Annotated in this window: 29 protein-coding genes; 22 read left to right on the forward strand and 7 right to left on the reverse strand. The window is 39.4% G+C overall.

The genetic code is table 11. The features are described 5' to 3' along the window. Positions 1 to 126 precede the first annotated feature (126 nt). From MMP60_RS02670 to MMP60_RS02685, 4 genes are all read right to left on the reverse strand, one after another. Complete coding sequence (locus MMP60_RS02670; RefSeq protein ID WP_241334854.1) at positions 127 to 486, reverse strand: roadblock/LC7 domain-containing protein; 360 nt, start codon at positions 484 to 486, stop codon at positions 127 to 129. A gap of 385 nt (positions 487 to 871) precedes the next feature. Then, the gene (locus tag MMP60_RS02675) at positions 872 to 1,519 is read right to left on the reverse strand and encodes a hypothetical protein (RefSeq protein ID WP_241334855.1); all 648 of its coding nucleotides are present in this window, start codon (positions 1,517 to 1,519) and stop codon (positions 872 to 874) included. 17 nt (positions 1,520 to 1,536) lie between these two features. After that, positions 1,537 to 1,962: a ClpXP protease specificity-enhancing factor gene (locus MMP60_RS02680; protein WP_241334856.1), complete on the reverse strand. Its 426-nt coding sequence runs from the start codon at positions 1,960 to 1,962 to the stop codon at positions 1,537 to 1,539. Positions 1,963 to 1,973: 11 nt separating this feature from the next. Next, the gene (locus tag MMP60_RS02685; RefSeq protein WP_241334857.1) at positions 1,974 to 2,630 is read right to left on the reverse strand and encodes a glutathione S-transferase N-terminal domain-containing protein; all 657 of its coding nucleotides are present in this window, start codon (positions 2,628 to 2,630) and stop codon (positions 1,974 to 1,976) included. A gap of 126 nt (positions 2,631 to 2,756) precedes the next feature. Between MMP60_RS02685 and MMP60_RS02690 the strand changes: the two genes are divergently transcribed. Further along, on the forward strand, positions 2,757 to 3,227 hold the full coding sequence (locus MMP60_RS02690; RefSeq protein ID WP_241334858.1) for a hypothetical protein: 471 nt from the start codon (positions 2,757 to 2,759) through the stop codon (positions 3,225 to 3,227). 66 nt (positions 3,228 to 3,293) lie between these two features. On the opposite strand, the gene rpsI is transcribed toward MMP60_RS02690, so the two are convergent. Together rpsI and rplM are read right to left on the reverse strand one after the other, a co-directional pair. Further along, a complete protein-coding gene (rpsI, locus tag MMP60_RS02695) occupies positions 3,294 to 3,680 on the reverse strand; it encodes a 30S ribosomal protein S9 (RefSeq protein WP_004640839.1) in 387 nt (128 codons plus the stop codon). A 12-nt stretch (positions 3,681 to 3,692) separates the two neighbouring features. Beyond that, complete coding sequence (gene rplM, locus MMP60_RS02700) at positions 3,693 to 4,121, reverse strand: 50S ribosomal protein L13 (protein ID WP_004802631.1); 429 nt, start codon at positions 4,119 to 4,121, stop codon at positions 3,693 to 3,695. 267 nt (positions 4,122 to 4,388) lie between these two features. Between rplM and MMP60_RS02705 the strand changes: the two genes are divergently transcribed. The 4 genes from MMP60_RS02705 (at position 4,389) to MMP60_RS02720 (ending at position 7,819) form a co-directional block, all read left to right on the forward strand. Further along, entirely contained in the window at positions 4,389 to 5,030 is a 642-nt protein-coding gene (locus MMP60_RS02705; RefSeq protein ID WP_241334859.1) for a hypothetical protein, read from the forward strand. 88 nt (positions 5,031 to 5,118) lie between these two features. Beyond that, positions 5,119 to 6,102 (forward strand): 4-hydroxythreonine-4-phosphate dehydrogenase PdxA, encoded by a 984-nt coding sequence (gene pdxA / locus MMP60_RS02710; RefSeq protein WP_241334860.1) that lies wholly within the window; start codon positions 5,119 to 5,121, stop codon positions 6,100 to 6,102. Positions 6,103 to 6,164: 62 nt separating this feature from the next. Further along, a complete protein-coding gene (gene rsmA / locus MMP60_RS02715; protein WP_241334861.1) occupies positions 6,165 to 6,977 on the forward strand; it encodes a 16S rRNA (adenine(1518)-N(6)/adenine(1519)-N(6))-dimethyltransferase RsmA in 813 nt (270 codons plus the stop codon). Between the two features lie 2 nt (positions 6,978 to 6,979). After that, positions 6,980 to 7,819, forward strand: coding sequence for a symmetrical bis(5'-nucleosyl)-tetraphosphatase (locus MMP60_RS02720; protein WP_241334862.1), 840 nt, complete (start codon positions 6,980 to 6,982; stop codon positions 7,817 to 7,819). Here the strand turns inward: MMP60_RS02720 and MMP60_RS02725 are convergent. Beyond that, a complete protein-coding gene (locus tag MMP60_RS02725; protein WP_241334863.1) occupies positions 7,816 to 8,772 on the reverse strand; it encodes a hypothetical protein in 957 nt (318 codons plus the stop codon). The two genes, MMP60_RS02720 and MMP60_RS02725, sit on opposite strands and share 4 nt — an antisense overlap. Positions 8,773 to 8,883: 111 nt before the next feature. Between MMP60_RS02725 and MMP60_RS02730 the strand changes: the two genes are divergently transcribed. The 17 genes from MMP60_RS02730 (at position 8,884) to MMP60_RS02810 (ending at position 23,198) form a co-directional block, all read left to right on the forward strand. Continuing rightward, on the forward strand, positions 8,884 to 10,200 hold the full coding sequence (locus MMP60_RS02730; RefSeq protein WP_241334864.1) for a glycosyltransferase family 1 protein: 1,317 nt from the start codon (positions 8,884 to 8,886) through the stop codon (positions 10,198 to 10,200). Positions 10,201 to 10,224: 24 nt separating this feature from the next. Next, positions 10,225 to 10,776, forward strand: a complete 552-nt coding sequence (locus MMP60_RS02735; protein WP_241334865.1) for a phosphatase PAP2 family protein — start codon at positions 10,225 to 10,227, stop codon at positions 10,774 to 10,776. A 95-nt stretch (positions 10,777 to 10,871) separates the two neighbouring features. Further along, positions 10,872 to 11,072: a Fe-S cluster assembly protein IscX gene (gene iscX / locus MMP60_RS02740; protein ID WP_241334866.1), complete on the forward strand. Its 201-nt coding sequence runs from the start codon at positions 10,872 to 10,874 to the stop codon at positions 11,070 to 11,072. Between the two features lie 107 nt (positions 11,073 to 11,179). Then, positions 11,180 to 11,611 (forward strand): nucleoside-diphosphate kinase, encoded by a 432-nt coding sequence (gene ndk / locus MMP60_RS02745; RefSeq protein ID WP_018677712.1) that lies wholly within the window; start codon positions 11,180 to 11,182, stop codon positions 11,609 to 11,611. 121 nt (positions 11,612 to 11,732) lie between these two features. Beyond that, the gene (gene rlmN / locus MMP60_RS02750) at positions 11,733 to 12,968 is read left to right on the forward strand and encodes a 23S rRNA (adenine(2503)-C(2))-methyltransferase RlmN (protein WP_241334867.1); all 1,236 of its coding nucleotides are present in this window, start codon (positions 11,733 to 11,735) and stop codon (positions 12,966 to 12,968) included. A gap of 17 nt (positions 12,969 to 12,985) precedes the next feature. Then, on the forward strand, positions 12,986 to 13,789 hold the full coding sequence (gene pilW / locus MMP60_RS02755; protein WP_241334868.1) for a type IV pilus biogenesis/stability protein PilW: 804 nt from the start codon (positions 12,986 to 12,988) through the stop codon (positions 13,787 to 13,789). Continuing rightward, positions 13,780 to 14,574 carry a RodZ domain-containing protein gene (locus MMP60_RS02760; RefSeq protein ID WP_241334869.1) on the forward strand — a complete coding sequence of 265 codons (795 nt, stop codon included), beginning with the start codon at positions 13,780 to 13,782 and terminating at the stop codon, positions 14,572 to 14,574. Before pilW ends, MMP60_RS02760 begins: the two co-directional genes overlap by 10 nt. 22 nt (positions 14,575 to 14,596) lie before the next feature. Next, a complete protein-coding gene (ispG, locus tag MMP60_RS02765; protein WP_004664888.1) occupies positions 14,597 to 15,712 on the forward strand; it encodes a flavodoxin-dependent (E)-4-hydroxy-3-methylbut-2-enyl-diphosphate synthase in 1,116 nt (371 codons plus the stop codon). Then, positions 15,709 to 17,001 (forward strand): histidine--tRNA ligase, encoded by a 1,293-nt coding sequence (gene hisS / locus MMP60_RS02770; protein WP_241334870.1) that lies wholly within the window; start codon positions 15,709 to 15,711, stop codon positions 16,999 to 17,001. The genes ispG and hisS overlap by 4 nt, the downstream gene beginning before the upstream one ends. Positions 17,002 to 17,032: 31 nt before the next feature. After that, complete coding sequence (locus MMP60_RS02775) at positions 17,033 to 17,731, forward strand: tetratricopeptide repeat protein (protein ID WP_241334871.1); 699 nt, start codon at positions 17,033 to 17,035, stop codon at positions 17,729 to 17,731. Further along, a complete protein-coding gene (bamB, locus tag MMP60_RS02780; RefSeq protein ID WP_241334872.1) occupies positions 17,731 to 18,873 on the forward strand; it encodes an outer membrane protein assembly factor BamB in 1,143 nt (380 codons plus the stop codon). Before MMP60_RS02775 ends, bamB begins: the two co-directional genes overlap by 1 nt. Before the next feature lie 176 nt (positions 18,874 to 19,049). Next, positions 19,050 to 20,459 (forward strand): ribosome biogenesis GTPase Der, encoded by a 1,410-nt coding sequence (gene der, locus MMP60_RS02785; RefSeq protein WP_241334873.1) that lies wholly within the window; start codon positions 19,050 to 19,052, stop codon positions 20,457 to 20,459. A 265-nt stretch (positions 20,460 to 20,724) separates the two neighbouring features. Next, on the forward strand, positions 20,725 to 21,339 hold the full coding sequence (locus MMP60_RS02790; protein WP_241334874.1) for a beta-ketoacyl synthase chain length factor: 615 nt from the start codon (positions 20,725 to 20,727) through the stop codon (positions 21,337 to 21,339). Then, positions 21,324 to 22,133, forward strand: a complete 810-nt coding sequence (locus tag MMP60_RS02795) for a 1-acyl-sn-glycerol-3-phosphate acyltransferase (protein ID WP_241334875.1) — start codon at positions 21,324 to 21,326, stop codon at positions 22,131 to 22,133. Before MMP60_RS02790 ends, MMP60_RS02795 begins: the two co-directional genes overlap by 16 nt. Beyond that, the gene (locus MMP60_RS02800; protein WP_046740166.1) at positions 22,130 to 22,390 is read left to right on the forward strand and encodes a phosphopantetheine-binding protein; all 261 of its coding nucleotides are present in this window, start codon (positions 22,130 to 22,132) and stop codon (positions 22,388 to 22,390) included. Before MMP60_RS02795 ends, MMP60_RS02800 begins: the two co-directional genes overlap by 4 nt. An 11-nt stretch (positions 22,391 to 22,401) precedes the next feature. Next, on the forward strand, positions 22,402 to 22,650 hold the full coding sequence (locus MMP60_RS02805) for an acyl carrier protein (RefSeq protein ID WP_241334876.1): 249 nt from the start codon (positions 22,402 to 22,404) through the stop codon (positions 22,648 to 22,650). Further along, positions 22,647 to 23,198 carry a Clp protease gene (locus tag MMP60_RS02810; RefSeq protein WP_241334877.1) on the forward strand — a complete coding sequence of 184 codons (552 nt, stop codon included), beginning with the start codon at positions 22,647 to 22,649 and terminating at the stop codon, positions 23,196 to 23,198. Before MMP60_RS02805 ends, MMP60_RS02810 begins: the two co-directional genes overlap by 4 nt. The last annotated feature ends 11 nt before the right edge of the window (positions 23,199 to 23,209 follow it).

Here is a 23,209-nt window from a genome sequence, read left to right on the forward strand (position 1 = left end):
AAATATTGGACTGCACGAAATTATCCCTTTACTAAAGAACAATAATAGACCTCTTACAGTATTTTAATTTTTATAACTAAAATATATATAAGAAGTCTAATATATTAAAAATCTTAAGATTTTTAATTAAGCAAAGTCTAATTCTTTTTCGAATGTTTTCAATTCGTGTCGTGCCATCGCTAAGTTCGACTTACTGCGATCTAATACAAGGTAAAGGAAGAGGTTACCATTACTTTCTAATGGGCGAATTAAGTGATATGCCTTACCTAAAGTGATTAAAATGTCTTCAATATCATCATTGAGTTTTAGGGAGTTAGCAACACGGCGTTTTGCTCGAACAACCTCAGTGTTACCAGCCGCTGCTAATTCTAAGTCAATTGTTCCCCCACCTTGTGTAGCAAGCGCTAGGCCGCTTTCTGTATCTACTAATGCTGCTGCAACGAAACCATCAATATTTGTTAAGCTTTCTAATGAAATTTTAGCCATGATATTATCTCTACTTATACATCTTTGTTTATGAATTTATATTCCCTACTTTTGTTTTAGAATATTTTTCAAAAGTAGTTAATATCATTATAGGAAACTCTTTTATTAAATCAATAATACTCAGATGTAATGAAGATAATTGGAATTGTAATAACTGACAGTTTTTGTCAAAACAATAAATTTAAATAATAATTGAATGGTGTTTTTTTTTATTAATGTGATTTTTGTCACGCTAATATTTGGTTTTTCTTTTAATTTTTCATTGTAAATAAATGTAAAGTTATATATTAAAAAACATAAATAACCTGTTAATTTAATCTAAATTCAATATAAGTTTATGATAAGAAAAGTAATTTATACTCTTCTTATCATATTGTTGATATTGTTAGACAGCGATGAGTTGCAGGTATGTGCAATATAAAAATAATAGAATAGTTAATGCAACAACAGGGGCGATAATAAAAGACCATACTGGCGTAGTTGGCTCTTGAATGATGATTTCTTCAGTATGTTGTGCTTGATGTACCATTTGATTGAACTCCTGCATAGTTGCTTCTAGAGAGGTTTCTTGCTGCGTGACTGGTTTAGAACCTATAAGTTCGGTGAGTTGGTTAGTAGACCAAACCCAATCTTCAGCTTGACCTGATAAATGTTCAATTTGCCCTAAGAGGAGCTCAGTTAATCCCATTTGACCGAAACTACCTGTTTGGTCTAACTGGTTGAGTTCTGTAAACTGTAAAGAAAGTATTTCTGAAATCGTTGACTCGAGTTCTGATGGGCTTAAAGTGGATTGGTTATGTGCTGAGGTCGTTAGATGACGAGCAATCCCTTGGATGTAAAGTGGATCAGAGACTTTAATTTCTTGGTACAATTTATTCTTGTCTTGTTTCCAAAGACTGATGAGTTGCCCAAGTGCAAGCGAGTTTACTTCATCAATAAACAATAGTTTTTCTTTGGCAGAATATTGATTGAAGAGTTGTGGTTTCTGAATTTTAATTTGTTCTGAAAAATATTGAACTAAGTCAAATGCCATTGTGCATTTCCTCGTGTTTAATCTAGAATTCTTAGAGACGGTTTTTTCTTACTTGATTCAGTCTCTTGTTTTTTATCTTCCACTGGTATCTCAACAGCCGCTTGAATATCTGCATATTCACTAGGTTCAAAGAACAAGCCTTGTCCATTTTCTCTTGCGTAGATTCCTAAAACAGCATGAATAGGAACGTAGAGTTCTCTTGCGACACCGCCAAAACGTGCTGAAAAAGTAATTGCATCATTGCTCATATGAAATTGATGGATTGCATGTGGTGCAAGATTCAAAACAATTTGACCATCTTTCACAAATTGTTGAGGAACGTCAGTGTGTGGCTGAGTCGCATCAACTAATAAATAAGGTGTCAGTTGGTTATCACAAATCCATTCGTAAATGGCACGTGCAAGATAGGGGCGTGTAGGCGTAACATTGATTTGCTCTGACATAATTTACAAGCTTATTTCATCTTAGGAATTAATTCATTGTAGCTGTTTTTTTCTTGAGCTGTCATTGATTTAATAAAAGATGGACGACTGAAAATACGATGACAATACAAGAAAATAGCTCGACAATGCTGCGATGGAAGTTCGATTCCCATACTCTGTAACCTTAGGAAAATAGGTGCAAGCATACAGTCTAAAATAGAAAAACTCTCTGACATAAAAAAGGGAAAATGCTGAAATAGAGGAGTAAGAGAAATCAGTGTATTTCTCAGCTCTTTTTGAGCTTTCTGTTTTTGTTGTGGATCAAGCGTATCGTGATGTCTCAGCATTTGATCCGCAAGTTTGAACCAGTCCTGTTCAAAGCGCCAAATATACTGACGTTGTTCAGCCCTTGCTATTGGCGCATCAGCATAAAGCTTGTTTTGGCGATAACGATCATCCAAATATTCACTAATGATATTTGGTGAAAAAAGTTTTAGATTTTGTTCAATCAACATAGGAAGTTGATTGTAGGGATTGAGATCAGCCAAATCTTCATCTTCATGATCAGTGATAATGAGCTGATATTTAATCTGCTTTTCAGCGAGTAAAAAGCGAATCCAATGTGAGCGGAAATCATCTGCATGACTATAAAGCGTAATGCCTTGAATAGGCGTATTTTCGATGTTCATTTTCCAAAATTGAGCTGAGTCAATCGGGTAGAATACTAAAACTGAGCAGTAAAATCACGGGGACTTTAATGATATCTCTTTGATCTATAATTTTGAGTGATAAAAAATTATACTCAGATAAATTTTATGCCAATTAAAAACATGCCAAAAACAATGAAACAACTGTATTCAGCTATTCCCTGTATTGAGCAGGATCCTGAACATGTGAAAGGTGCCCAAGAATTAACATTGGATCCTGAATTTCCTGACGTTGGCTTAAAAGGCACTTTTGGTTTATTTGGTTCCGACGCGTGGATATCTAATCTCAAGAAAGGTGTAATTCCACGACAAACAATTATGGGGCGTATTGTAAGAGTTTATGCAACCAATAATACGGATGGATGCCGTAAACCAAATGTCATTGATATCAAAGTCGATGAGTCGAATGAGATTTTTATGGAATGGATGCATTTAAATGTTAAGTCGCAAAAAAAATATTATCGAGTCGGAAAGGAAATTCACATCTCATACTATATTGAGGAATTAAAAAGTATAGATGAGCAAACAGGGCAACATGATCAATTAAAGTGTGTTTATGAGATTTATGTAGAAACTTAATATGATGATTAGGTTAATAAAAAAACCTCGGATAAATCCGAGGTTTTTGTCCAATTCGTAAAACGATTAACGTTTAGAGAATTGAGGACGTTTACGCGCTTTACGTAAACCAAGTTTCTTACGTTCAACTTCACGAGCATCACGAGTAACGAAACCAGCTTGACGAAGAGCAGGTTTTAAAGTTTCGTCAGCAGCGATCAATGCACGAGTAATACCGTGACGGATTGCGCCAGCTTGACCACCGATACCACCACCTTTAACAGTGATGTAAAGGTCAAATTTTTCAGTTACTTCTAAAAGCTCTAAAGGCTGACGCACAACCATACGAGCAGTTTCACGACCGAAATATTGCTCAAGCGTACGGTTGTTAATTACGAGTTTACCTGTACCAGCTGATAAGAAAACACGTGCAGTTGCGGTCTTACGGCGACCTGTACCATAATTAGTAGCCATGTGCTGTATCCCTTAGATGTCCAAAACTTGTGGCTGTTGAGCAGTATGAGGATGCTCAGTACCAGCGTACACTTTCATTTTTTTGATCATTGCATAACCAAGAGGACCTTTTGGCAACATACCTTTAACAGCTTTTTCTAAAACTGCTTCAGGTTTATGAGCAATTAACTTCTCGAAGTTAGTCTCACGGATACCACCAGGGAAACCAGTATGGCGATAGTATTTCTTATCAAGCGCTTTTTTACCAGTCACTTGAACATGTTCAGCATTGATCACAACGATGTAGTCACCAGTGTCAACGTGAGGAGTATAAGAAGTTTTGTGCTTACCGCGTAAACGACGAGCGATTTCAGTCGCAAGGCGACCTAAAGTTTTGCCAGAAGCATCAACAACATACCAGTCGTGTTGAACTTCAGCTGGCTTAGCGCTGAGAGTTTTCATTTAAACCACTACCTATTATAGTTGGTTTGGACGGTGGAATCTGTCCAAACAAAAGGAGACCGAATTCTACATGAGTTTATAAAAGCACACAAGGAAAAATCACGCCAGACGCCATTATTTGCTGCAATGTGACTGATTTTGTAACTATATCGCCGTTAATTTTGAACTACATTATTTGACTTGAGAGGTGTTTGTATTTGACCTATCATTTTTGCATTAATTATTTGAAATAAATAGAAGTATTTACCTCTTCTTTTGGGGAATTTGATGGATTTATCGTTTTCTACAAAAATTGTTGTAGTTGCCATATTAATAGGTATTAGCTCTACACAAACAAACGCACGACGTTTGTATAAATGGGTCGATCAGGGGAGTGTGACCAATTATTCGGAATTTCAACCTAAAGAGGGAGCAAGTCGTAAAGTTGAAGTCTTGGAAAGTCGTGGCGAGCATGTTGATCCAGCGATGATGGTGACTGCTGAAATGAAAGCGATTGAAATTCCTGATGATCAGACGAATCCTTTGGCACAATCTCCAAGTTCTTCGGTTCAACCGAACCCTCAAGTGCATCCGCAAACGACACAAACAGTTGTAAAACAAGGTGCGATGGCAACGCCTTATGCACGTCCACCAAATACCGTGGCTCCTGTAACACCTGCAACAGAAAAGAAAGAGCCACAACAAGTAGCGCAACAGCCCCATCCTGTTGAAAAGAAAGAAGTCGTTGCGAACCCTTTCATTGAAAAGCCAAGTAGTACGGTTGCTGCTATTGAGAAGAAAGAGGATGTGGTTGCTGTTCAACCAGAGAAAAAGGTGCAGCCTAAGATTAACCCTTGGACGCGTCAGGTTGAATTTGTACCTTCAAATTTAGTTCCTCAAAATTTGTCTAAAGGCTCATCAAATCCTTAATTCATTGCTATTGTGGTATCTAGGGCTATAGCTGTTTTTAGATTTTCGCTACACTATGTGAAAATCAAGAAACTTTGTGGCGGTTTTTATGCGTCCTTTATATATCACATCAGGTGAGCCCGCTGGAATTGGACCAGATATCTGTCTAAGTTTAGCTGATCGTGTAGATGAGCGACCAATTGTTATTCTTGCTGATATAGAAATGTTACGGCAACGTGCGCATCAGTTGGGGCTAAATGTTGAACTGATCCCTTATCAAGGACAAGCTGAATCTAGTTTGCAAGGACAATTATTTGTTGAAGATGTTCCTTTAGCTGGAAAAGTTGTATTAGGGCAATTAGATTCTGCAAATGCAGCTTATGTACTCGAACAATTACGTCGTTCCGCAGATTATGCGATGTCAGGGCGGAGTGTTGGTGTTGCAACAGCTCCAGTACAGAAGTCGATCATTAATGATGCGGGAATCGTATTCAGCGGACATACTGAATATTACCAAGAGTTTGCAGATGTCGATCGTGTCGTGATGATGTTGGCAACCAAAACGCTTCGTGTTGCCTTAGCTACAACACATTTGGCTTTGCGTGATGTGCCTGATGCTATTACCAAAGAACGCTTACATCAAGTAATTGATATTCTGATTCATGATTTAAAAACCAAATTTAAAATTGCTGAGCCACATATCTTAGTCTGTGGTTTAAATCCACATGCAGGTGAGGATGGTTATCTAGGGCGTGAAGAAATTGATGTGATTAATCCCGTCTTAGAAACGTATCGGGCGCAGGGGGTTCACATGAGTTTGAGTTTGCCTGCTGACACCTTATTTACTCCCGAAAACCTAAAAGATGCCGATGCAGTTTTAGCGATGTATCATGATCAAGGCTTACCTGTGCTAAAATCACAGGGTTTTGGTGAAGCAGTAAATATTACTTTGGGCTTGCCATTTATTCGAACCTCTGTCGATCACGGTACAGCACTTTCTCTTGCAGGCACTGGACAAGCAAAAGCATCGAGTTTGCATGTTGCAGTGGATTTAGCACTTGATTTAGCAAGAACTTCCTTTACGAAGCTATAATCGCTTCTCACCTCTTTATAAAAAGAGGGGGGATTAAGTTTCAAATATTTGAGTATAAATGTATGTATCAAATTAATGCCCTAAACCCTAAAGATGAAGGGCATCAGGCTCGAAAACGTTTTGGTCAAAACTTTTTACATGATCAACGTGTGATTGCCAAAATTGTACGCTCAGTGAATCCACGTACAGGCGAGAATATCGTTGAAATTGGTCCTGGTTTGGCTGCATTAACCTCTCCATTAATTGGCGAGTGTGACGCTCTGACTGTGGTTGAACTTGACCGTGATTTGGCTGCAGGTTTACCAGGTCGTGTGCCACATCCTGAACGTCTAACCATTATCGAAGCTGATGCATTAAAATACGATTTCACTGCGCTATTTAAAGATGGTCATCCACTCCGTGTCGTCGGTAATCTGCCTTATAACATTTCAACGCCTTTGTTGTTTCATCTCTTGGAATTTGGCGACAAAGTGAAAGACATGCATTTCATGTTGCAGAAAGAGGTGGTGGATCGCATTACGGCAACACCAAATACGAAAGAATATGGTCGTTTATCGGTCATGATTCAGTATTACTGCAAGCCAACATTTTTGTTTGAAGTACCGCCAGGTTCATTTAACCCGCCCCCTAAAGTGACCTCTGCCGTCTTCCGTTTAGAGCCGTATGCAATCAAACCGATTGTGGCAAAAGATGAAAAGGCATTAGCTCGCTTGGTTGGACATGTTTTTACCCAGCGTCGTAAAACTTTACGCAATAGCTTAAAGGGAATGTTGGCTGAAGATGGTTTTGAAAAAGCAGGGGTTGATCCGATGGCACGACCAGAAACCTTGAGTTTGGCTGATTTTGTTGCCCTATCTGATCAGATGGTATCTTAATAATGTCTAAACGCTATAACTACGTCATTGGTGATGTGCAAGGCTGTTTCGAGGCATTGAAAGCGTTATTGAAAGAAATACGTTTTGACCCAGACCAAGACTTTTTATGGTTTGCGGGTGATTTGGTTGCACGTGGTGAAAATTCAGTAGGGGTGTTGCGCTTTGTTAAAAAGTTAGCAGATCGTGGAGCTGCGGCAACTGTTCTCGGTAACCATGATTTGACTTTGATCGCCTGTGCACGTGGATTTAAAAAAGCCAAGTCCAAAGATCATACTCAAGATATCATTGATGCAATTGATGGCGATGAGTTGATTGATTGGTTACGTAAACAGCCATTGAGCTTAACCCCAAATGAACAAACTTTGATTACCCATGCGGGTGTTCCATGTATTTGGAATGCAGAAAAAACCATTGCGCTTGCTCAGGAAGTTCAACACGCGGTAGGGCATGAGGATTTATCTGTTTTAGATGCATTTTTGGTTGAAATGTATGGTGCTCAACCTGATTTGTGGTCGGATGATTTAACAGGCTCAGCTCGTTTACGTTGTATCACCAACTATCTAACTCGTATGCGTTTAACGGATGTTGATGGGCGGCTAGAGTTTGAATTTAAAGATGCATTAGACGCACCGATGCCAACAGGGTTTAAGCCATGGTTTGAGTTTGAAAGCCAAGCAGCCCAAACCCATCAACTGATTTTTGGACATTGGGCGGCGTTGCAGGGTAAAACCATTAGCCAAAAAATTCAAAATGTCGATGGTGGATGTGTTTGGGGGCAACAATTGGTGGCCTATTGTTTAGAAGATCAACAGTTATTTGCGGTTGATAATCCTTTGGTTTAAAGAAAAACTTTATGGGGCGTTGATATAATTTTGGGTAGAAACTGTGGTGGTTTAATTATTTTAGGTCGATAAAGAACTTCTGACCTGATTGATGGGCTTTGCTTAAACTGACAGTATTTAAAAAAATCAATTCGATTTGAGAGTATCTGTTCTAGCTTAGCAAAGCCCTGACTGTTAGCAGGGATATGATATTGATTGTGAAATGTTGTTGTGATGATTAATTCATATTGCCATGTGTTGTCTGTTGAGCGTATAGCTTCAATACTTTGAACCGCAAATAACTCTTGGGTGAAACGAGAGGGAACTTTATGTAATGTGAGTTTATTAACAGATTCAGTGGTCAAATCTTGAAAATCATGTTGATCAGTATCCAAAATCAATTGAATGATGCGCTTAGATTTGGGTAAAAAACAAACTTCTACTTTTGTGCCAATCCATGCTGGATCAGCATAAAATTGAGTGTAATTTGAATTGGTAAAATAAATATTTCTAAATAATAGATTTAAATGAACAGACATATCGGTGATGATTTCCTCTGTTTCATTCAGTTGTAGGGTTAAAGTATGCAATGTAGGTTTAAAAAACTGTTTTGATGGAATTTTAATATCTGTAATTGTTGCTGTTGCTTTTATATATTCTCGTTTGTTTAAATCCTGAACTAATGCTGGGTCAATAAAATATTTTTCAAATGAAAAAAAGGGAATGCGATAATCGCTGAATTTATATCCCATTGGAAATGTAATTGCATAAATGCAGATCAAAGCAAAATAGCCCCAATGTGGTTGATAGGGTTGACCTTTTATCCAGCCTAAGAGATAAAGAAAGGCTATCAACAAAAGACAAAAAGTGATAAAAAATACAAAATAAGCAACAATAGCTTTGCTTTTATATTTAATAGTGGGGCGAAGGCGGTCTGCTAATTCAGAACGTGATTGAGCTTTTAATATTTGCATGATTTTAAAATCTTTTTATTTTTGCTGAAAGCAATAAGTCATATCATTTGATTCATGAAACTGTCATGTGCTGATCATTAAAGTGTCAAAAAATACTTATAAGCTAAACACATGAAAATAACGACACAAATGGATGGCGATATGCAAAGTACATACGCGACATCTCTATTAAAGCAAGAACCGTTTCCAGAGAGTTTTAAGTTTTATTTTAAAAGGAAACAACTTAAAAATAAACAAAATGAATTGGCTGAACTTCGTGATTTAGTTCGTCCTCGTTTAAGAGTTGCAATCGTCACTGAAACATGGCCACCTGAAATTAATGGCGTGGCTCTGTCAATGATGCAGTTGTGTCAGGGCTTGCAAAGGCTTGGGCATAAAATCCTATTGGTACGACCTGTACAGAAAGAAGAGTGTACGGAGTTTCATCCAGAGCAAGAATGCTTGGTGCTGTCTCAGCCCATTCCTAAGTATCCAAGTCTTCAATTTGGTTGGCCGCAATATATCAAGGTTTCAAAAGCTTTTGAAAAGTTTGCTCCAGATGTGGTGCATATCGTCACAGAAGGGCCTTTAGGACTGACTGCTTTACAGGCAGCCAAGAGCAGAAAAATAGCAGTATCAAGTGGTTTTCATTCCCCATTTCAGGATTTTAGTCGATTCTTTGATTTGGCATTTTTAGTAAAACCAATTCAACGCTATTTAACATGGTTTCATAACAGTACCGATGTGACCTGTGTGCCTAGTCAATATACTGAACAAGCTTTGCGTAGTTTTGGAGTGACTTGTCCTTTGGTCGTGGTTGGGCGTGGGGTGGATACAGTTAAGTTTTCGCCAAAGTATCGTTCACAACAACTAAGACAACAGTGGGGTGTCGATACAAATACGCGTGTGATGTTGTATGTCGGACGTTTATCACCAGAAAAGGAAGTGGATGTATTAATCAAAGGCTTTCATGCATTACAAGCACAACAAGGTACAAATATTAAGTTTGTGATTGTCGGGGATGGGCCTGATCGCGTTCGGTTGAGTAAATTAACAACATCTCATGATGTGATTTTTACAGGAAGCCTTAGCGGTCGTGAACTTGCAATGGCTTATGCAAGCGCAGATGTATTTACCTTTGCGAGCCAAGCAGACACTTTTGGTAATGTGGTTTTAGAGGCAATAGCGAGTGGTTTACCCGTGATTGCCTATGATTATGTGTGCGCGCATCAGCATGTTAAGCAAGGCGTGACAGGGTGGTTGACGCCACTCGGACAGACTGATGCATTAATTCAATCCATTTGCGATCTTCCTGAATTGCCACAATTGAGGCAAATGGGGCAACTGGCGAGTGAAAGTGTGCAAGAAACCAGTTGGCAGTTTCCTGTACAACAATTAGAACAAGCGCTTTATCAGGTGGTGAAGGAGTCTCCCATGACTTTTACCTGACGTATCCTCAGAAAGGAGAACAGTATGAATTTCCAGAATGCAAAAATAAAAATACTCGATCTTGATTTAAAAGGGTGTGTATACCTCAATCATCTCTCACAGTCGCAACGTGTCGCCTTGTTTTTTAAAACGATTAGTCGTTTAGGTGATGGGCCATTTTGGTATGCCATGTTGTTATCAGTATGGATAAAGCAAGGTTTGGCATACGGTCTGCAAATTTTATATTTGCTGGTTGCTGGTTCTGTTGGTACGGTGATCTATAAATTTTTAAAACACCAAACTACACGTCCAAGACCTTATCAGGTTCATCAAGTGATTATCTTGGGCGAGCGACCGCTAGACCACTTTAGTTTTCCATCAGGTCATACTTTACATGCGGTAATGGTCACCATTACTTTAGGTTATATCCAACCATTTTTACTTACGTTAATGTTGCCATTCACCATCTTGATTGGGTTATCACGTATGGTTTTAGGTTTGCACTATCCAAGTGATGTCATCGTTGGTGCGATGATTGGGGCATCGGTTGCAAGCGGAATTATCTTATTAGCGCCGAGTTTGAATATCATCCTATAAGTGTTTTAACGAAAATTTAGTCATAGAACACTATTTCTTAAATCTTGTGATTTGTTAAAGTACGCTCAATCACACTCATTTATTTAGGTTGTTGTATGGGCTTACGTTGGACAGATACGATTGATATCGCAATCGAACTTACTGAAGCACACCCAGATGTCGATCCACAATGGATACGTTTCACTGATTTGCATGCATGGGTTTGTGCTTTGCCAGATTTTAAAGATGACCCAAATAAGTCGACGGAAGGTTTGCTTGAAGCCATTCAAATGGCTTGGTTGGATGAAGTTCGTTAAAAAATTATCAGAAATCGCTGAACTTTTACAGATTCAAGCTGATTATTAGCGATGACATCGGTATAATGCGGCAAATTTTTTAGTTTACCCATAAATAGGAGTCAATCATGGCGATTGAACGTACTTTATCTATCGTAAAACCAGATGCAGTTTCTAAAAACAACATCGGTGACATTTTTGCTCGTTTTGAAAAAGCGGGTTTAAAAATTGTTGCAACTAAAATGAAACACCTTTCTCAAGCTGATGCTGAAGGTTTTTATGCTGAACACAAAGAGCGCGGTTTCTTTGGTGATCTAGTTGCATTCATGACTTCTGGTCCAGTTGTTGTTTCAGTTCTTGAAGGCGAAAACGCAGTTCTTGCTCACCGTGAAATCTTAGGCGCTACAAACCCTAAAGAAGCGGCTCCAGGTACAATTCGCGCTGACTTCGCTGTAAGCATCGACGAGAATGCTGCTCACGGTTCTGACTCAGTTGCTTCTGCAGAGCGTGAAATCGCTTACTTCTTTGCTGATAACGAGATCTGCCCACGCACTCGTTAATCCAAAGTATTCAAGCCAGATAAGTGGTATACTACTTATCTGGTTTTTTATTTTTTATAGATTGAGTTGTGTGAAAATTACACAGCATTTTCTAGCGCTGATATCGTTTAGGTAAATATACATGAGTTCTGTAGTGGTCGTTTCATCAGAAAATTTAGATGAAAAACAACAGTCTTTAACTACGTCTGTCGTTCAAGCTGCCAATAAGAAAGTAAATTTACTTGGCATGTCACGAGCTGAACTAGAAAAATTCTTTGAAGACTTGGGCGAAAAAAAGTTTCGTGCGAGTCAAGTCATGAAGTGGGTACACCAGTTTTTCGTAACTGATTTTGCTGAAATGAGTAATATTTCAGGCAAATTGCGTGAAAAATTAGAAAAGATTTGTGAAATTAAAGCGCCTGAAGTGGTACACCGTAATTATTCTAAAGATGGTACGCGTAAGTGGGTATTCCGTGTCGGCGAGGGCGAAGGCTCTTTAGTCGAGACAGTACTGATTCCAGCGGAAGATAAAACAGGTGTACGTAAAACCTTATGTATTTCTTCGCAAGTGGGTTGTGCACTAGATTGTTCATTTTGTTCGACTGGAAAGCAAGGTTTCCAACGTGACCTGACGCCTGCAGAAATTATTGGTCAATTGTGGATGGCAAATTATTCCTATATGGAAGATGTGCCTGTTGCAGAACGTGAGCGTACCGTGACCAATGTTGTGATGATGGGCATGGGTGAACCTTTACTCAATTACGATGCAGTACTAAGTTCAATGCAGTTAATGTTAGATGATTTTGCATATGGTATGTCCAAGCGCCGTGTAACTTTATCGACTTCTGGTGTTGTTCCTAAAATTGACCAATTAGCACAAGATATTGATGTCGCATTGGCAATTTCACTGCATGCACCAAATGATGAACTTCGTAATGAACTTGTTCCAATTAATAAAAAGTATCCATTACAACAATTGATCGCCGCTTGCCAGCGTTATTTGACCAAAGATGGTAATGAAAGCGCACGCCGACATGTCACAATTGAATATGTAATGTTAGATGGTGTGAATGATCACCCTGAACATGCACAACAGTTATTAAAATTATTGAAAAACTTACCAAGTAAAATCAATCTGATTCCATTTAACCCATTTCCACATGCACCTTATGGGCGTTCAAGTCGTAATCGAATTATTGCATTCCAAAAAACTTTGTCGGATGCAGGATTTGTGTGTACGATTCGTCAGACACGTGGTGATGATATTGATGCGGCGTGTGGTCAATTGGTGGGACAGGTTGCTGACCGTACGCGTCGTGCGGAACAGTGGAAGAAGAAAGTGGCGCAACAACAAGAAATTTTGCGCACACAAGGATAAAACTTGGGGATAAAGCGTTGAATACAACTCAACTAAAAACGATTATAGTGCCAACTGTTGTGTTTACAATACTAGGGTTAACTGCTTGCCAATCTGCTACAGGATTAAAGAAAGACCCTGAAAAGGCAGTGCAAGTTCGCACTCAATTGGCTGCCGAATATATTCGTACCCGTGAATTGGATTCAGCCAAGCGCTCTCTTGATCAAGCTCTAAAAATTGATTCACGTGATGCAAATGCCAATATGATGATGGGGATTTTGCTGCAGCAAGAAGGCAGTAAATCAAATATGGAAAAAGCAGAAGCTTATTTCAAACGTGCCATCTCATCTGAACCTGATAATGCGCAAGCTCGTAATAATTACGGTACATATTTGTATCAAATGCAACGTTATAATGAAGCGATCGAGCAGTTTACCCATGCAGGTGCAACTTTAGGTTATGAGCAGCGATTTCAATCGTTGGAAAACCTTGGGCGGATCTATTTGAAATTGGGCGATGTTACGAATGCTGAAAAATCATTCAAACAGGCGCTACAAGCAAATCGTAATGCAACAATTTCAATGTTAGAGTTAGCAGAAATTTTCTATTTGCAACAAAATAACAGAGATGCATCGCAACTATACGAACAATATGTTCGTAACGTGGGGCAAAAAAACCAAGGTGCACGTGCACTTTGGATTGGTATACGCATTGCTCGAGCGAATGCGGATCAATTAGGAATGCAAGTGTTGGTGAATCAATTACGAGCATTATTTCCTGATAGTCCAGAATATCAACGTTATTTGCAATTACAGTACAGTACTGAGGCCGTATGGAAATAAATCCAAATTCACATCAGCCAACTGGCTCAACCTCGCCATCGTCAACTTTAGGAAATATTCAACGACCTGGTGAGTATTTGCGTCAAATTCGTATTGCACAAAAGAAAGAACTTGAAGAAATTGCAAGCGTGTTGAATATGCCTGTTAAAACATTAACGGCATTAGAGCAAGATGATTATAAGTCATTACCAGAAGCAACTTTTATCAAAGGCTATTATCGTGCTTATGCGAAGTATTTAAATGCGGATGCGAGTGCCATTATCCAGCGTTTTGATGAAATTTATGCCAATGATACTGGATTAAAAGCAAACCATGCCTTGAATAATTCTCCTATCAAGATCATGGGTAAACTGTCTGGTTCAAAAAGTGTACGTAACCGTAAGTGGCTAAAGCGAATAGCTATTTTAGCAGTTGTGTTGCTTTTGGGCTGGTTTGCAGTAATGGCTCTACAAAACTGGACATCTGGTCATAAAGATGAAGCTGAAGTTCCAAAGGTGAAAAGTTCTGATGTTGAAATTATCCCTATGGGAAATAGCACAGTAGCAACTTCTGGTGATCAATTAATTTTGAATTTTAGTCGACCAACCTCGGTGCATATTGTGGATGCAACAGGTAAAGTATTGGCAACAGGTCGTCAAGCATCTACGTTAACTTTGAGTGGTGAGTCACCATTTCAAATTCGTTTAGATGATGCAACAGCCGTATCCTTGACTTTAAATCAGGAGCAGATATCTTTGGCTCCATATACTGTCAATGGAAAAGCAGAATTCCGTTTGTCTCGTTAATGCCAAAGAGTAGAGCTATACGATGATTGTGAATCCAATTAAACGTCGTCCAACCCGTAAAATTCGAGTGGGTTCGGTGTATGTCGGTGGTGATGCCCCGATCAGTGTTCAAAGTATGACCAATACTGAAACCTGTGATGTTGATGCAACAGTGGCGCAAATCCAGCGTTGTGCAGATGCGGGCGCAGATATCATGCGTGTTTCTGTGCCGTCAATGGAAGCAGCAGAGGCATTTGGTGCAATTCGCAAACGTGTTTCTGTGCCTTTGGTTGCAGATATTCATTTTGATCATCGTATTGCACTTGCTGTAGCTGATTATGGCGCAGATTGTTTGCGGATCAACCCTGGCAATATTGGTTCAGATCAAAAAGTGCGTGAAGTGGTTGCCGCAGCCAAACATCATGGTATTTCGATTCGTATTGGGGTCAATGCAGGATCATTGGAAAAAGATTTACAAGTCAAATATGGTGAGCCAACAGGGCAAGCTTTGCTTGAATCTGCAATGCGTCATATTGATATTCTAGATCGTTTAGATTTTCATGAGTTCAAAGTCAGCGTCAAAGCATCAAACGTGTTTTTAACCATGGACGCCTATCGTTTGTTATCTCAACAGATTGATAATCCATTGCATTTGGGTGTAACTGAAGCCGGGATTTATCGTACGGGTACGGTAAAATCGGCGATTGCGTTAGGTGGGTTATTGATGGAAGGCATTGGAGATACCATGCGTATTTCTCTTGCTGCTGAACCTGAAGATGAAATTAAAATCGGTTTTGATATTTTAAAATCGTTGGGCTTACGTTCCAATGGTATTAACTTTATTGCTTGTCCAAGCTGTTCACGTCAAGAATTTAATGTGATTCAAGTGATGCAGGCTTTGGAAGAGCGTTTAGAAGATATTCGTACGCCGATGGATTTATCTGTCATCGGATGTAAAGTGAATGGTCCTGGTGAAGCGAAGGAAGCGGATATCGGGATCGTGGGGGCTTCTCCGCGTTCACTGGTCTATAGAAATGGTGAAAAAAGCCATTTAATTGATACAAATCAGTTGGTTGATGAAATTGAAACAATGGTTCGTCAACGTGTTCAAGAGCTTGAAGAAGCTAAATCTAAAGAAATTATTCGTAGTTCATCATGAGTTCAATCGTCGCGATCAAAGGTTTTAATGACACCCTTCCAACACAAACTGCTGCTTGGAGAAGTCTGGAACAACAACTGGCATCTTTGATGGATGTTTATGGCTATCAACAAATTCGTTTACCGATTGTTGAGCAAACTAACTTATTTAAACGTGCTATTGGTGATGCGACCGATATCGTTGAAAAGGAAATGTATACCTTTTTCGATAAGGGTACGCCACCAGAATCATTGACCTTACGTCCAGAAGGTACGGCAGGGTGTGTGCGCGCAATGTTGGAACATAATTTACTCCGTGGTGCAACGCCGCGAGTGTGGTATGTGGGTCCAATGTTCCGCTACGAAAAACCACAAAAGGGTCGTTATCGCCAGTTTCACCAATTTGGTGTTGAAACTTTTGGCGTTGCAACGCCTGATATTGATGCTGAAATCATTTTAATGACAGCACGTTTATGGAAACGTATGGGTGTTGCAGCAAATGTGCGTTTAGAACTCAATACTTTGGGTGAAACGGACGAGCGTGCTGAATATCGTGCTGCTTTGGTTGAATTTTTAAATCAACATAAAGATGCACTGGATGAAGATTCACAACGTCGTTTAACCACTAATCCATTGCGTATTTTGGATTCTAAAATTGAATCAACGCAACAGATCTTAGAAAATGCACCGAAGTTGCATGATTTCTTAAAAGAAGATTCAATCAACCACTTCCAACTGTTACAACAGTATCTCACTGATGCGGGCGTTGAGTTTGTGATTAACCAAAAGCTAGTCCGTGGTTTGGATTATTATAACAAGACTGTTTTTGAGTGGACAACAACGATGTTGGGTTCACAAGGAACGGTTTGTGCGGGTGGTCGCTACGATGGTCTAGTTGGACAGTTGAAAGGTAAAGCTGATCAATCTGTTCCTGCTGTTGGCTTTGCAATGGGTATGGAGCGACTATTGCTTTTGCTTGAGCAAGTCGAACAAACTAAAGACGTTCGTGATTGTGAAGTCTTCTTATTGGCTGAACCTGCATATCAAGCTAAGGCCTTAGTTTTGGCAGAGCAAATTCGCGATCAGTTAGAAGCTGCAAATAGTAAGATTCGTTTGAAGACTGGATCTCAAGGTAGTATGAAAAGCCAGATGAAAAAGGCTGATCAATCTGGTGCGATTTATGCCGTGATTTTGGGCGAGCGTGAGTGGGAATCACAGCAGCTTTTGGTCAAAGAGCTTGCAACCGCTGAACAAGCACAGGTGACTTTAACTGAGCTGACGTCATTTTTTATCGAAAAATTTAAACAATAAATTGCACAATATTTAGGGAAAGGACAATCACATGAGTTTAAGTGATGAAGAACAACTCGACCAGTTAAAGTCTTTTGGCAAAAAATATGGTTCTGCCATGGTTAGCGGGATTCTGATCGCCTTGATTGCCTTTTTCGGATGGGAATATTGGCAAAAGAAAAATCTAGCTGAGGCACAGAGTCAAACTGCGAAAGTACAGAAGTTAATGGATGAAGCCAAAGCTGCATCTGGTCAACCGAATGCTTTGGCAACAGTCTCTGAAGCAGCTGATAAGATTGTGAAAGACGATGCAAATTCGGTTCAAGCGATTCAAACACAATTTATTTTGGCGAAGCTTGCTTATGATAAACAAGACTATGCTGCTGCTGAAAAGGCGTTAAAGAAAGTTGAAAACTCAAAAGTAAAAGATGTTGGTTTACTACAAATTGTAAAAATACGCTTAGCAGATTCACAATTAGCACAAAAGAAATATGATGAGGCGCTGAAAACCCTATCAAATGTTACAGAACCTGCATTTAAGGCAACGGCAGAAGAGCTACGTGGTGATATTTTTGTTGCGAAAAAAGATACAGCATCAGCTCGAAAAGCGTATCAAAGTGCATGGGATAGCTTGATCGAACGTAAACAAGAGCGTCAGCTTTTACAAATTAAACTCGAAAGCGTTGGTATTTTAGTGGATGATCCTGAAATTGAACGCCCGATCTTGGATACCAAAGTGGATGAGTCTTAATGCAGAATAAACTAAAACTACCTTTGGCGATTGCAATTGCGTCAGCTTTATTGGTTGGATGTTCAACCAATAAAGTAAAAGAAGCGAAACCGAATCCATTGCCAAAAATTACCCAAGCACAAAGTTTAAACCTTGTATTTTCACAAAGTGTTTCGTCGACTGATGCAGCAGAAGCTTTACGCTTGCAGTTGGATACCGACAATGGTGTAATTTTTGCGATTGACCCTGATGGTCAGGTTTCTGCTTATAAAGGCAAAGAGCGTCTGTGGAAAAGTAAAATTACCAAACAAGAACTTACTGCTGGTGTAGAGGCAAGCGAAGGGATTGTGGTGATTGGTAATCGTAAAGGTGAGTTATTTGCTCTAGATCAGGCAACAGGGGCTCAAAAATGGACTGCAAAATTATCAGGTGCCATTTTATCTCCATCTTTGATCCAAGCTGGACGTGTGATTACAATTGCGAATGATGGGACTGTATTTGCGCATGATGCTGTAACAGGACAACAAGTTTGGGCATATAAACTCCCAAATGTTCAGTTTAGTTTACGTGGTCAACCTGCACCTGTTCGTTTAGATGATCGTACGGTCATTGTTGCCTCTGCGAATGCTTATGTTTATGCCTTGGATGTAATTAGTGGCGTGCCACGTTTCCAACGTCGCGTTGCAATTAGTGACGGTCGCTCAGATATTCAGCGTCTGATTGATATTGTTGGTGATCCAGTTGTTTCGGGGCAATATCTAGTAACAACAAGTTTCCAAGGTCAGGTCACGGTGACTGATCTCGCAACACAGCGTGTGGTGTGGAGTGAAGAAGCAAGTAGTACCAACCGCCCTGAAGTTGTAGATGATAAAGTATTCGTTTCGACCACTGATGGTAAACTGAATGCTTATAACTTAGCCACAGGTGAGTTGCTTTGGCAAAATGAAGAATTACTCAATCGTCAGCTGAGTAATCCAGTAACACTTGGGCAAAACCTTGTTGTTGGTGACTTGGATGGTGTGATCCATTTGATTGATCCAAGCTCAGGCAAGTTGATTGGTCGTGCGAAAACCAGTGGCGAAGTTCGTTCGTTGCGTGTGATTGACAATCAGCTTTATGTTGCAACGCGAAAAGGTACATTAAGCATTTGGCAGAATCGTTAATTTTGCCTTAGCTTGTGCTAAAATGCTTAATTAGCTATTGCTAATAAAAGAATGATCGGGGTATTTGTTTAAACAAAACCCCGAATTTTTATTGTGATTCATTCATCACAAAAATCTTCCATACTGTTTCTGATACGATGTCATCAACGATGGCTCGTCTGAATTAAGGTTAATTTATGAAACCCGTTATTGCGCTCATTGGTCGTCCAAACGTCGGAAAATCAACGCTATTTAACCAAATCACCAAAAGTCGTGATGCTTTGGTTGCTGACTTCGCTGGTTTAACACGTGACCGCAAATATGGTGATGCGGTTTTTCAAAATAAATCTTTTATCGTTGTTGATACAGGCGGTATTGGCGAAAATGAAGGTGGCATTGACACCTACATGGCAGAGCAGTCAAAAACTGCGATCCATGAAGCAGATATTATTGTTTTTGTTGTTGATGCTCGTGCTGGTTTATTGGCTTCGGATGAACAGATTGCACGTGAACTGCGTACACTTGGTAAAAAAGTTTACTTGGTTGCCAATAAAGTGGATGGTGTCCATGCTGAGGCTGCTTTAGTTGAATTTTACAAGCTTGGTATGGGTGAACCTTTACAAGTAGCAGCAAGTCATGGTCGTGGCGTGCAGCAAATGCTTGAAGATGTTCTGGCTGAAGTGCCTGAAGATGAAAACCCAGAAGAGCATAATAAGAATACAGGTTTACGTTTAGCAATTATCGGTCGTCCAAACGTAGGTAAGTCGACTTTGGTCAACCGCTTGCTTGGCGAAGAGCGTGTGGTGGCATTTGACCAACCCGGTACTACGCGTGACTCGATTTATATCCCTTATGAACGCGATGGTCGTCAATATACGTTGATCGATACGGCAGGTGTACGCCGTAAAGGTAAAGTCGATGAAATGATTGAGAAATTCTCAATCGTGAAAACATTACAAGCGATCAAAGATGCTCACGTAATTGTCGTAGTGCTTGATGCGCGTGAAGGGGTAGTTGAACAAGATTTACATTTAATTGGTTATGCTTTAGAAGCTGGTCGTGCCATGGTGATCGCCATTAATAAATGGGACAACATGACCGAATATGACCGTAAACAATGTAAGTTGGATGTTGATCGCCGTTTTGACTTTATTCCTTGGGCGAAAGTGCATTTAATCTCGGCATTACATGGTACAGGTGTTGGTGAATTATACCCAACCATCCATCGTGCCTATGATTCATCACATTTAAAAGTTTCACCCGCAAAATTAACGCAAATTTTGAATGATGCGACCGATGCGCATCAACCACCAATGATTAGTGGTAAACGTATTAAAATGCGTTATGCGCATATGGGCGGACAAAATCCACCTACGATCGTGATTCATGGTAACAAAGTGGATAAAACGCCTGCTGATTACCGTCGTTATTTGGAAAATGTGTTCCGTAAAGTGTATAAGCTTGAAGGTACACCTGTACGTATTGATTTTAAAACCTCTGAAAATCCATTTGAAGGTCGTAAATCACAGATTGATGAACGTGTTGCCGCACGTAAACGTCGTTATATTCAGAAATTTAAAAAGGCTGAGAAAAAGTTTAAACGTTAAGTTAATTTTGATGCCAAAAAGCCCAAACGTTGCGTTGGGCTTTTTTTTGCTCAATTTTAAGTTGTTTAGTTTAATAATTATTATAATTTATTTAGATTATCTTAATATTTGTGATGATTAGGATATTTATTTCGTGAATTTTCTCTTTAAGATTATGATATTTAATGGGAATTATTTTTTGTTAAATGTTGTGCTAATGCTATAATGCCTGCGCAAAAAGATCATTATTTGTATATTTTTACACCAGATTTGGAACTTGCATTGCATGTTAAAGTTACATCTAACGCAGCCTCAGCTTATATATACTCAGCAGAATTATGCTGCGCTCGAAGCGATTCCTGCAATGCAACGCCGCCGTTTATCTTCGCTAGCAAAAATGGCATTGCATAGTGCTTTGGTGAGTTTAGATGGGCAGCCTGTTGATTATATTGTGTGGGTGTCTAAGTTTGGTGATGAAGAAAAAACACTGAGTATTTTACAAGACGTACTCAAGGCTCAAGTTCCTTCGCCAACACAGTTTTCAACCTCTGTGCATAATGCGATTGCAGGCTTGTACTCTATCTTATGTCAGGATCATACACCTTCGACAAGTTTAAGTTGTGAATGGACTGAGGCTTTGATTGAGGCTTATGCGCTTTTAAAGTCACAACCTCATGGGAAACGTGTATTGGTTATTGCCTATGATCAAGCCTTACCCAAACTTTATGCCGATGCGCATGATTTCCCTGCATACGCGCTTTCAACGATTGTGAGTTTAGAGCAACCGAATTTAGAGATTGTCACGTTATCGGGTTCTGACTCAATGGAAAGTTTGGACTTTTATGCGTTTTGGCAATCTACGCAGCTCAATCAAGTTACACCGAGATGGAAGAAATGTTAAAACGCAATCAAATTAAACAAAAAAGTAATTATTTTTGGCGTGTTGCTGCCACGGGTTTTAGTTTCGCAAGTTTCGGTGCGGGTGGTGTTGGTATTGCTACGGTGGTTGCACCTTTAGTTAATTTAAGCAGTCGTAATCCTGAAATTCGTCAACAGCGGGCACAACAAGTGATTCGCTATGGTTTTAAAGGTTTTACCGAAATGATGGTCAAGCTTGGAATCATGACTTATCACGTTGAAGGATTGGAAAAGCTGCAAAATAGTCGCCAAGAATTGGTGATTGCCAATCATCCTACTTTGGTTGATGTTGTGGTTTTGATTGGATTAATGCAGCAAGCAAACTGTGTCGTGAAGCAGTCGTTATGGTCTAATCCTTTTACGCGTGGCCCTGTACGTAGTGCAGGGTATATTTTGAATGCAGGTTCACAGCAATTCATTGAAGATTGTGTGACACGTTTGAAAGAATCAGATGCGGCATCATTGTTGATTTTTCCTGAAGGTACTCGCACTGAAAAAGGTGAGTATTTAAATGAGTTTCAACGTGGTGCTGCAAATATTGCGATTCGAGCCAACGTCCCTGTGCGCCCTGTATTGATTACCTGCACGCCATCGACTTTAACCAAAAATGAAAAATGGTACCATGTACCTGCGCAGCCATTTCATATTGAAATTAAAGTGCTTGATACGATTGATGTCCAAGATGTATTAGGTGATTCTGAGATTAGCCCTAAGCAGGTTCGTCAATTGAATCAAAGTTTCTATCAAATTTTTAATGATGAGTTATCTGGAAAATGAGCAATCTTGCTGATGAATTAAAGCAAATGATTATTGATGTTCTCGCACTTGAGGACATTAGCATCAGTGATATTGAAACCGAAGCACCATTGTTTGGCGATGGTTTAGGTTTGGATTCAATTGATGCTTTAGAATTGGGGCTCGCTTTGAAAAAGCGTTATAACATTCATTTGAATGCAGAATCAGATGAAACCAAACAATATTTTAAATCAATTCAAAGCTTAGTCGCTTTAGTTGAAGCACAGCAAGCGGTGTAGGGAGTAAGTTGATGTTAACTCAAGAACAAGTGCTGGCAAAATTAAGAGATTGGATGCAGGATTTATTTGAAATTGAGCCTGATGACATTCAACTTGATTCAAATTTATATGAAGACCTTGATGTCGATAGTATTGATGCTGTAGATCTCGTCGTAAAAATTAAAGAACTGACAGGTAAACAAGTTCAGCCTGATGATTTTAAAGCGGTGAGAACGGTACAAGATGTGGTCACTGTTATTCAAAATATGACAGCTGAATGAAACATATCTTCAGAGGGATACTGATCACATTTTTTGTGTTGTATCCCTTTATTGTTGGGTGGAGTTTATCCCACGGGCAATTTGTTTGGGTCAGTGGGCTGTTAGTGGTCTTGGGTATTGTTCGGCTCATGAGTGCTAAAAAAGACCCGATGTTACCCTTGACGGGTTTAGCTATTCTTTGTGGTGGTTTAAGCTTAATTTTAAAAGAACATGCTTGGTTAAAACTCTATCCAGTAGGAATGAGCTTAGGTGCATTATTGATCTTTGCTTTGACCTTATATAAACCACCTTCGATGATTGAGCGTTTTGCCCGTTTAGTAGAGCCTGATTTAACTGAATCGGGTGTGCAATGGACGCGCAAAGTCACGATGGTTTGGTGCGTGTTTTTTAGTCTTAATGCCACTATTGCTTTGGCGACGGTATTTGCTCCGACACAGTTTTGGGTCATTTATAATGGCTGTGTTTCTTATGTTTTGATGGGACTTTTGTTTCTCGGTGAGTTTATTTTGCGGAAACGACATCAACGTTTAAATCAGACAAATTCTTAAATGGTTTCGTG

The organism is Acinetobacter sp. ANC 4805 (assembly GCF_022549495.1).
GTDB lineage: Bacteria > Pseudomonadota > Gammaproteobacteria > Pseudomonadales > Moraxellaceae > Acinetobacter.

What these genes read in the sequence shown, in the direction of transcription:
- MMP60_RS02735 (WP_241334865.1), top strand. Translation starts at nt 10,225, where the DNA reads ATGAATTTCCAGAATGCAAAAATAAAAATACTCGATCTTGATTTAAAA.
- MMP60_RS02805 (WP_241334876.1), top strand. Translation starts at nt 22,402, where the DNA reads ATGTTAACTCAAGAACAAGTGCTGGCAAAATTAAGAGATTGGATGCAG.
- iscX (WP_241334866.1), top strand. Translation starts at nt 10,872, where the DNA reads ATGGGCTTACGTTGGACAGATACGATTGATATCGCAATCGAACTTACT.
- MMP60_RS02795 (WP_241334875.1), top strand. Translation starts at nt 21,324, where the DNA reads ATGGAAGAAATGTTAAAACGCAATCAAATTAAACAAAAAAGTAATTAT.
- rplM (WP_004802631.1), bottom strand. Translation starts at nt 4,121, where the DNA reads ATGAAAACTCTCAGCGCTAAGCCAGCTGAAGTTCAACACGACTGGTAT.
- MMP60_RS02775 (WP_241334871.1), top strand. Translation starts at nt 17,033, where the DNA reads ATGAGTTTAAGTGATGAAGAACAACTCGACCAGTTAAAGTCTTTTGGC.
- ispG (WP_004664888.1), top strand. Translation starts at nt 14,597, where the DNA reads ATGATTGTGAATCCAATTAAACGTCGTCCAACCCGTAAAATTCGAGTG.
- rsmA (WP_241334861.1), top strand. Translation starts at nt 6,165, where the DNA reads ATGTATCAAATTAATGCCCTAAACCCTAAAGATGAAGGGCATCAGGCT.
- ndk (WP_018677712.1), top strand. Translation starts at nt 11,180, where the DNA reads ATGGCGATTGAACGTACTTTATCTATCGTAAAACCAGATGCAGTTTCT.
- MMP60_RS02680 (WP_241334856.1), bottom strand. Translation starts at nt 1,962, where the DNA reads ATGTCAGAGCAAATCAATGTTACGCCTACACGCCCCTATCTTGCACGT.
- MMP60_RS02720 (WP_241334862.1), top strand. Translation starts at nt 6,980, where the DNA reads ATGTCTAAACGCTATAACTACGTCATTGGTGATGTGCAAGGCTGTTTC.
- MMP60_RS02675 (WP_241334855.1), bottom strand. Translation starts at nt 1,519, where the DNA reads ATGGCATTTGACTTAGTTCAATATTTTTCAGAACAAATTAAAATTCAG.
- MMP60_RS02670 (WP_241334854.1), bottom strand. Translation starts at nt 486, where the DNA reads ATGGCTAAAATTTCATTAGAAAGCTTAACAAATATTGATGGTTTCGTT.
- rlmN (WP_241334867.1), top strand. Translation starts at nt 11,733, where the DNA reads ATGAGTTCTGTAGTGGTCGTTTCATCAGAAAATTTAGATGAAAAACAA.
- MMP60_RS02685 (WP_241334857.1), bottom strand. Translation starts at nt 2,630, where the DNA reads ATGAACATCGAAAATACGCCTATTCAAGGCATTACGCTTTATAGTCAT.
- MMP60_RS02725 (WP_241334863.1), bottom strand. Translation starts at nt 8,772, where the DNA reads ATGCAAATATTAAAAGCTCAATCACGTTCTGAATTAGCAGACCGCCTT.
- pdxA (WP_241334860.1), top strand. Translation starts at nt 5,119, where the DNA reads ATGCGTCCTTTATATATCACATCAGGTGAGCCCGCTGGAATTGGACCA.
- MMP60_RS02790 (WP_241334874.1), top strand. Translation starts at nt 20,725, where the DNA reads ATGTTAAAGTTACATCTAACGCAGCCTCAGCTTATATATACTCAGCAG.
- MMP60_RS02705 (WP_241334859.1), top strand. Translation starts at nt 4,389, where the DNA reads ATGGATTTATCGTTTTCTACAAAAATTGTTGTAGTTGCCATATTAATA.
- bamB (WP_241334872.1), top strand. Translation starts at nt 17,731, where the DNA reads ATGCAGAATAAACTAAAACTACCTTTGGCGATTGCAATTGCGTCAGCT.
- MMP60_RS02690 (WP_241334858.1), top strand. Translation starts at nt 2,757, where the DNA reads ATGCCAATTAAAAACATGCCAAAAACAATGAAACAACTGTATTCAGCT.
- MMP60_RS02760 (WP_241334869.1), top strand. Translation starts at nt 13,780, where the DNA reads ATGGAAATAAATCCAAATTCACATCAGCCAACTGGCTCAACCTCGCCA.
- MMP60_RS02800 (WP_046740166.1), top strand. Translation starts at nt 22,130, where the DNA reads ATGAGCAATCTTGCTGATGAATTAAAGCAAATGATTATTGATGTTCTC.
- der (WP_241334873.1), top strand. Translation starts at nt 19,050, where the DNA reads ATGAAACCCGTTATTGCGCTCATTGGTCGTCCAAACGTCGGAAAATCA.
- hisS (WP_241334870.1), top strand. Translation starts at nt 15,709, where the DNA reads ATGAGTTCAATCGTCGCGATCAAAGGTTTTAATGACACCCTTCCAACA.
- rpsI (WP_004640839.1), bottom strand. Translation starts at nt 3,680, where the DNA reads ATGGCTACTAATTATGGTACAGGTCGCCGTAAGACCGCAACTGCACGT.
- MMP60_RS02810 (WP_241334877.1), top strand. Translation starts at nt 22,647, where the DNA reads ATGAAACATATCTTCAGAGGGATACTGATCACATTTTTTGTGTTGTAT.
- MMP60_RS02730 (WP_241334864.1), top strand. Translation starts at nt 8,884, where the DNA reads ATGAAAATAACGACACAAATGGATGGCGATATGCAAAGTACATACGCG.